Origin of the sequence: Lewinella sp. (assembly GCF_050633125.1) — a bacterium.
In the GTDB taxonomy this organism is placed as follows: domain Bacteria; phylum Bacteroidota; class Bacteroidia; order Chitinophagales; family Saprospiraceae; genus Lewinella.
Map to the genome: position 1 here is coordinate 1 of NZ_JBOEFX010000225.1, position 6,759 is coordinate 6,759.

4 protein-coding genes are annotated in these 6,759 nt (G+C 48.3%); 3 read left to right on the plus strand and 1 reads right to left on the minus strand.

Going from position 1 to position 6,759, the window contains the following annotated elements; genetic code table 11:
• The first annotated feature begins 64 nt into the window (after positions 1-64).
• Genes ACRBG0_RS28420 through ACRBG0_RS28430 form a run of 3 tightly spaced genes read left to right on the plus strand, consistent with a single transcriptional unit; the run spans position 65 to position 5,584 of the window.
• Positions 65-1,159 carry an efflux RND transporter periplasmic adaptor subunit gene (locus ACRBG0_RS28420; RefSeq protein WP_431490206.1) on the plus strand — a complete coding sequence of 365 codons (1,095 nt, stop codon included), beginning with the start codon at positions 65-67 and terminating at the stop codon, positions 1,157-1,159.
• 5 nt (positions 1,160-1,164) lie between these two features.
• The gene (locus tag ACRBG0_RS28425) at positions 1,165-4,239 is read left to right on the plus strand and encodes an efflux RND transporter permease subunit (RefSeq protein WP_431490207.1); all 3,075 of its coding nucleotides are present in this window, start codon (positions 1,165-1,167) and stop codon (positions 4,237-4,239) included.
• 1 nt (position 4,240) lies between these two features.
• A complete protein-coding gene (locus ACRBG0_RS28430) occupies positions 4,241-5,584 on the plus strand; it encodes a TolC family protein (RefSeq protein WP_431490208.1) in 1,344 nt (447 codons plus the stop codon).
• A gap of 100 nt (positions 5,585-5,684) precedes the next feature.
• Here the strand turns inward: ACRBG0_RS28430 and ACRBG0_RS28435 are convergent.
• The coding region (locus ACRBG0_RS28435) for an aminotransferase class V-fold PLP-dependent enzyme (RefSeq protein ID WP_431490209.1) at positions 5,685-6,759 on the minus strand (1,075 nt) is incomplete at its 5' end.

Sequence of the window (6,759 nt, forward strand, 5' to 3'; positions counted from 1 at the left end):
TAATTATTTTTAGACAACTTCATTGTATTCGAGCAAATGTATCACGCGCTCCAATCAGGAGGCGATGCTAAATATAAAATTCATTTCGTACCCACTAATGAGGATAATTAATTATTTACTGCTTGGTTTCTCTATCCTTGTACTAGGGAGCTGTAAGGAAGAAGTAGCGGCTGTTGGCAACGGTGCTAGCACCGCTAAGGTGATGCAAGCAGATTACGTCGTTTTGGAAGCCCGCCCTATTGCTAATAAAATTAGCCTAACGGGTACTCTGATGGCTGGTGAATCAGCAATGCTCAGTGCTCAAACATCGGGATTGATCAAGAGCATTCATTTTCAGGAAGGAGAACGTGTCGCCAAAGGACAACTACTGGTCAAGCTAGACGACCGCCAGTGGGTAGCCCAACGCCAGAAACTGGAAGCCCAACTCCAAACGGCCAAAACCAACCTCACCCGGCAGGAGGAGCTGCTCAAAATAAAAGGCATAAGCCAGGCCGAGGTAGACAATGCAGCGCTTCAGGTGGCTACCATCGAAGCCGACCAACAAGAATTGGAAGTGATGATTGACTATGCGCTTATTCGTGCGCCCTTTAGTGGTCAGGTGGGCTTGCGGTCGGTCAGCCCCGGGGCTTATCTACAAGTAGGTGCGCCAGTAGCGAGGTTGGTACAGCTCGATCCGCTAAAACTCGAATTTAATGTGCCGGAACGCTATGCCAATCAGATCAAGAAAGGGCAGTCGGTACGATTTACCGTTGCTGGCCAGGATGCTTCTTACGAAGGGACGGTTTATGCCAGCGAACCCGTTATCAATGAGACAACCAGAGCCCTGAGCATACGTGCCCGTGTGCCCAACCGGGGAGGGGAACTCATCGCCGGAGCTTTTGCCGAAGTTAACCTAACATTGGATAGTATTCCGGATGCACTATTGATACCCACCGAGGCTGTCATTCCACAATTGGATAACCAAATCGTTTATCAGATCAGAGATGGAGCTATCCATGCAACGACCGTCAAGCCAGGGGTTCGTCTTCCGCGCTTGCTACAGATTCAGGAAGGACTGAGTGCTGGCGATACGGTAATGGTGGTCGGCCTCCTACAGGCTGCAGACGGCATGAAGGTCGAGGCAGGAAAAGAAATAGTGGTCGAAAAAATGGATAACTAACACGCATGAATCTATCCTCGTTAAGCATACAGCGTCCCGTACTGGCCATGGTTTTTACCATCGTTATCCTACTCTTCGGGGTCATAGGATTCAGCTATCTTGGTATTCGGGAATACCCAAGTGTTGACCCTCCGATTGTTACGGTCACAACCAATTATACCGGCTCTAGTGCAGACATCATGGAGTCGCAGATCACGGAGCCACTCGAAGAAGAGATCAACAGTGTAAGTGGAATCAATACCATGAGTTCTACGAGTGCAGATGGTCGCAGTACTATCAGGGTAGAGTTTGACCTTGGTGTTAACATGGATAATGCTGCTAATGATATTCGCGACAAGGTGTCGCAAGCCATTCGTAGCCTACCGCCCGATGCCGACCCACCTGTTGTACAGAAAAGTGACGCTGATGCGCAGACGATTTTTGCCCTGACGGTACAGAGTAGTAAACGTAGCCTATTGGATTTGTCTGATATCGGCCTCAATATGTTTAAAGAGCGCTTACAGACGATTAGTGGTGTCAGTGAAATAAATATATGGGGTGATAAGCGCTATGCTATGCGCCTTTCATTGGACCCCGACCGGCTGGCTGCTTTCGAGCTTACACCACTAGATGTGCGCAACGCTTTGCAATCGCAAAATGTCGAACTGCCTAGCGGCCGTATTGAAGGTTATCGCACAGAGTTGACCATACGTACTTTCGGTCGTTTGTCCACCGAGGAGGAATTCAACAATCTGCTTATCGCAAAAAGAGAAGGTTCACTGATTCGGCTCAAAGATGTAGGGCAGGCCCGCCTTAGTCCTCAGAATGAGCGCAGCCTCCTGCGCGGCAACGGCGGTATTCCGATGATTGGCATTGCCATTCAACCACAGCCTGGCTCCAATTATATTGAAATTGTCGATGAAGTCAAACGGCGAGTAGAGCAAATCAAAAAAGACTTACCTGATGATATTCAGCTAGGGGTAGCGCTTGATACCACCATCAGCATTCGCCGGGCCATTGAAGAAGTACAAAAAACGGTCTTTATTGCCTTTGGGTTGGTGGTGCTGGTGATCTTTTTCTTCCTTCGCAATTGGCGAACGACGCTGATTCCCGTATTGGCGATTCCTATTTCTTTGATTGGGTCTTTCTTCGTGATGTATATCGCAGATTTTTCGATCAACATTTTGACGCTTTTGGGAGTAGTACTTGCTACCGGACTGGTGGTCGATGATGCCATTGTGGTGATGGAAAATATTTACGCCAAGGTAGAGAAGGGCGAGGATAGGGTGCAAGCTGCGTTTAGTGGTTCGCGTGAGATATTCTTTGCTGTAATTTCTACTACGATCACTTTGGTTGCGGTGTTTCTGCCGGTTATTTTTCTGGAAGGAGTGACTGGTCGCCTTTTCCGGGAATTTGGCGTGGTGGTGGTGGGAAGTGTAGTCATTTCTTCCTTTGTGAGCTTGAGCCTCACGCCGATGATGTGTTCGCGCATTTTGAAAAAAGGCCGACCCAAGAGCAAATTGAGCAACTGGATCGGTGATGGCCTCAAAGGATTGGGCAATAGGTACGAAAGTTCATTGCAAGGCTTTATGAATCATAAGTGGATTTCTTTTGCCATCATTTTGGGTTCGGTTGCCCTGGTTTTTGGATTAGGCCGCTTGCTGCCCTCTGAGCTGGCACCGCTGGAAGACAAGGGGCGATTACGGATTTTCTCTACTGCGCCGGAGGGCACCTCTTACGAGATGATGGATGCTTATATAAAGCAGATTGTCGATATGACGGACACCTTGCCAGAGAAAGAATCTTTATTGTCGGTGACATCTCCTGGTTTTGGTTCCTCCAATAGTATCAACAGTGGTTTTGTGCGCCTCACTTTGTGGCCTTCCTCACAGCGGGAAAAAAGCCAGATGCAACTAGCCAGTGAGTTGAGTGAAAAAATGCGTGACTATAATTTTGCTCGGTCCTTTGTGGTACAAGAGCAAACTATCCAGGTGGGGGGAGGTGGACGTGGGCTTCCTGTTCAGTTTGTGGTGCAGGCGCCGACCATCAAGGAGTTGAAAGAAATCATTCCACCGTTCATGGCGAAAGCCAGTGAAAGCCCGGTCTTCGACGCCGTGGATCTTGACTTAAAGTTTAATAAACCAGAATTAACGGTTGAGATTGATCGCAATAAAGCTCGTGAGATGGGCGTGGAGGTTGCTGATATTGCTCAAACGCTTCAGTTGCTTTACAGTGGTCAGCGTTTTGGGTATTTTGTGAAGGACGGCAAACAGTATTTCGTCATCGGCGAGGCGATCCGTTCGGCGCGTGATGAGCCTGCTGATATTACAAAAGTTACGGTTCGCAATGACCTTGGGGAGCCTGTGCAGTTGGATAATTTGGTGAAAACCAGTTTTGCCAGCAGTCCTCCGCAATTGTATCGCTACAATCGATTTGCGGCTGCTACGTTCTCTGCCGCACCTAAAGATGGCATCACCATTGGGCAGGGAATCGAAGAAATGGAGGCTATCGCTAAGGAGTTATTAGATGATACCTATACGACCAGTTTGGCCGGAACGTCCAAGGAATTTAGCGAAAGCTCAGGAAGTTTAGTATTTGCATTTTTACTGGCACTGGTACTGGTGTACCTCGCTTTATCGGGGCAGTTTGAAAGCTTCCGCGATCCCTTTACGATCATGCTTACGGTACCTTTGGCCATTGGTGGAGCTATTCTGGCCTTGTGGTTTTTTGATCATACCTTAAATATTTTTAGCCAGATTGGGATGATTGTCCTCGTAGGTATTGTTACAAAAAATGGTATTCTCATCGTAGAGTTTGCCAACCAGCGCCGCCAGGATGGATTGGGTATTGAAGCGGCGGCGGTGGATGCTGCAGCCCAACGTTTTCGGCCGATTCTGATGACCAGTATGGCAACGATTCTCGGGGCGATGCCAATTGCGCTTGCTTTGGGTGGTGGTTCTACCAGCCGTATCCCGATGGGGGTTGCTATCATTGGTGGACTGGTATTTTCTTTGGTACTCACACTTTACGTGATCCCGGTACTTTATACTATCATTACCAGTAAGAAAGATAAGGTTTTACTGGAAGATAAAACCCTATAGTATGAATAATTTCAGGGGACTAATATTCGGAGCAGTTTTATTTCTGGGTATTGGTAACACTACGCAAGGGCAGGCCCAGGGTGGGGCAGCTGAAATTCAGTTGAGCCTCAGCGAACTCATTGAGCGGGCATTACAGGAGAATTATCAGATCCGTATCGTTCGTAACACGGAACGTACCGCAGCCAATAACAATACGCGTGGCAACGCTGGTATGCTTCCAGAGGTAAATATCACGGCACAGCGCCGCACTTCTGTCAACAATTCCCAGCAGCAATTTTTCACAGGTGACTCCCAGGAAGCCAATAATGCCAAAAGTACCGCTACTACCGCAAATATGGAGGCCAACTGGATCGTTTTCGATGGCTTGGCGATGTTTGCCCGCAAGGAGCAATTGGCCCAGTTACAGCAGTTGAGCAAAGCCGATACCCGTTTTTTTATGGAACAAACGGTAGCGGACCTGGCCAGCACTTACTATCAGCTTCAACAAGAAAACCAGCTCCTTTCGGCCTATCGTGAATCGCTGGATGTTTCGCAGGAACGCCTAAGTTTTACCGAACGTTCTTACGAATTGGGGAATTCCAATATGCTGGATGTACAGCTTGCTCGTGTAGATTGTAATACTGACAGTGCGCTGATTGTCAGTCAGCTGGCGCAAATTCAGGAGCTGACCATTGTTATCAATCGCTTGATTAATCGCGACCTGGTGGCTCCCATCCAAACGACAGATAGTATCCAACTCAGCCCCAACCTGGAACTGCCAGCCCTGGCGGCAAGCGCTCGTACCAATAATGCCTCCCTGAACCAACAACAGCTGGCCGAGCTGATCGCCATCAGTGAGGTAGATATCCGCAAAGGCGCCCTGTTTCCAGAGGTAGAACTGTACGGCAGCTTTGGTTTTAACAGGCAGGCCAATGAGGTAGGTTTCCTGCAATCCAACCGTAGTTTTGGTCCGGAGTATGGCATCCGCGTCCGCTTCAATCTTTTCTCTGGTGGCCGCGAAGAAGTTCAACGCCAGAACAGCCTCATACAGGTAGAAACCGAGCAACTCCGCACAGAAGATCTGATCCTGGAAACAGAAGCCTCGCTGCAAGTAGCCTATGCTCGCTGGCAGAGCCGCGTTCGCCAGACAGAATTGGAGCAGCAAAGCCTCGCCGCGGCGCAGGAAGCCCTATTCATCGCTCAGCGCCAATACGAATTAGGCGCCTTGACCAATGTAGATTTTCGCCTCATTCAGCTCAATGTCGTCAATGCCAATACTCGATTTTTGCAGGCCCAGCTTTTGGCTAAACAACGCGAGTTGGAGCTGCTAAGGTTGAGTGGGAGATTGTTGGAAGGAGGGTGGTAACTTTTGAACCAGCAAAGGCACTTAAGGGAGGGGTTTTTATCACATAGCCACATAGAATCTTATATAAAACCTCTGTGTCTATGTGATAAAAAGCCTGCAACTAACCTTTCATCGCCCTCACCAACAGATCAATATCTTCCTCATTGTTATAAAAGTGAAGCCCCAGGCGTAAGCCTCGATTGTAAGAACATACGATCTGCTGCGCGTTGAGGTGCTTCACCAATTTTGAGGGAACATCTACGGAAAGGATACCCGAAGCCATGCCGGGGTCTTGCTCGGTGATGATGGCGTAAGGCGTCTCCTCCACAATTTTTGCTCGGGCATAGGTCTTTACCCGTTGAATCTGATCTTGAATTTGGTCATAGCCAATAGACTGATGCTGTTCTACTTGAAAGCGCAGCGACTGGAAAGCCAGTAAGTCCTGGTGGCCGGGTTCAAAATACTCTCCGGTGGTAGGGGAGCCTTCCTTTCTAGGGTTCTTGTAGGTATTGTAGCCGCGGAGTTTTGAATCGAGCAGGTTTTCCAACGTTTCACTGATGAACAAGACGCCATTCCCATATCCTGCACATAACCATTTGAAGGCACTAGCGACAAACAAATCAATGCCACTTTCGTGAAAGTGAAAAGGAGCAACCCCGAGAAACTGAGTAGCATCGACGATGATAATCAAATTCGGAAATTGGTCTTTCAGTGCCCGAAAAGTAGACGGTGGAATGATCTCCCCATTGGAATATTGAACGGCACTAACGGCGAGAATCTCAATTTGCCGGGATTCGATAGCCACACTAAGTGCCTCAAAGGAGTAAGCGTCAGGCCCCTCGATCGCTAAAGTCGTACAAACAAAATTCCTGCTCGTAAATGGCCATACTATCGAAGGATAATCTCCCGGTAAATGCAGTACCTTCTGGCCATTAGCCAAAGCATCCAGCACCATGTTGATTCCATGTGAGCAACTGGGTATTAGGGCTGTTCTCTCCGCATTGCCACCAAAGATATCGGCGATGGTAGATTTTATATTTCTGATTTTATCGTACACCCCCGCCCGGAAATTACTCCCTTGTAGTTGGTAGTCTTCATCCAGGTTTCGCCGAAAGGCCAGTAGTTTTTTAGACATTAAGCCGGAAGAACAGGAATTCAGGTAAGTAAAGTTTTCTGGCGGTGTGTCAGATGTAATG

Excerpts from the sequence above, each read along its gene's own strand:
- ACRBG0_RS28420 (WP_431490206.1), top strand. The coding sequence starts at position 65 with ATGCTAAATATAAAATTCATTTCGTACCCACTAATGAGGATAATTAAT.
- ACRBG0_RS28425 (WP_431490207.1), top strand. The coding sequence starts at position 1,165 with ATGAATCTATCCTCGTTAAGCATACAGCGTCCCGTACTGGCCATGGTT.
- ACRBG0_RS28430 (WP_431490208.1), top strand. The coding sequence starts at position 4,241 with ATGAATAATTTCAGGGGACTAATATTCGGAGCAGTTTTATTTCTGGGT.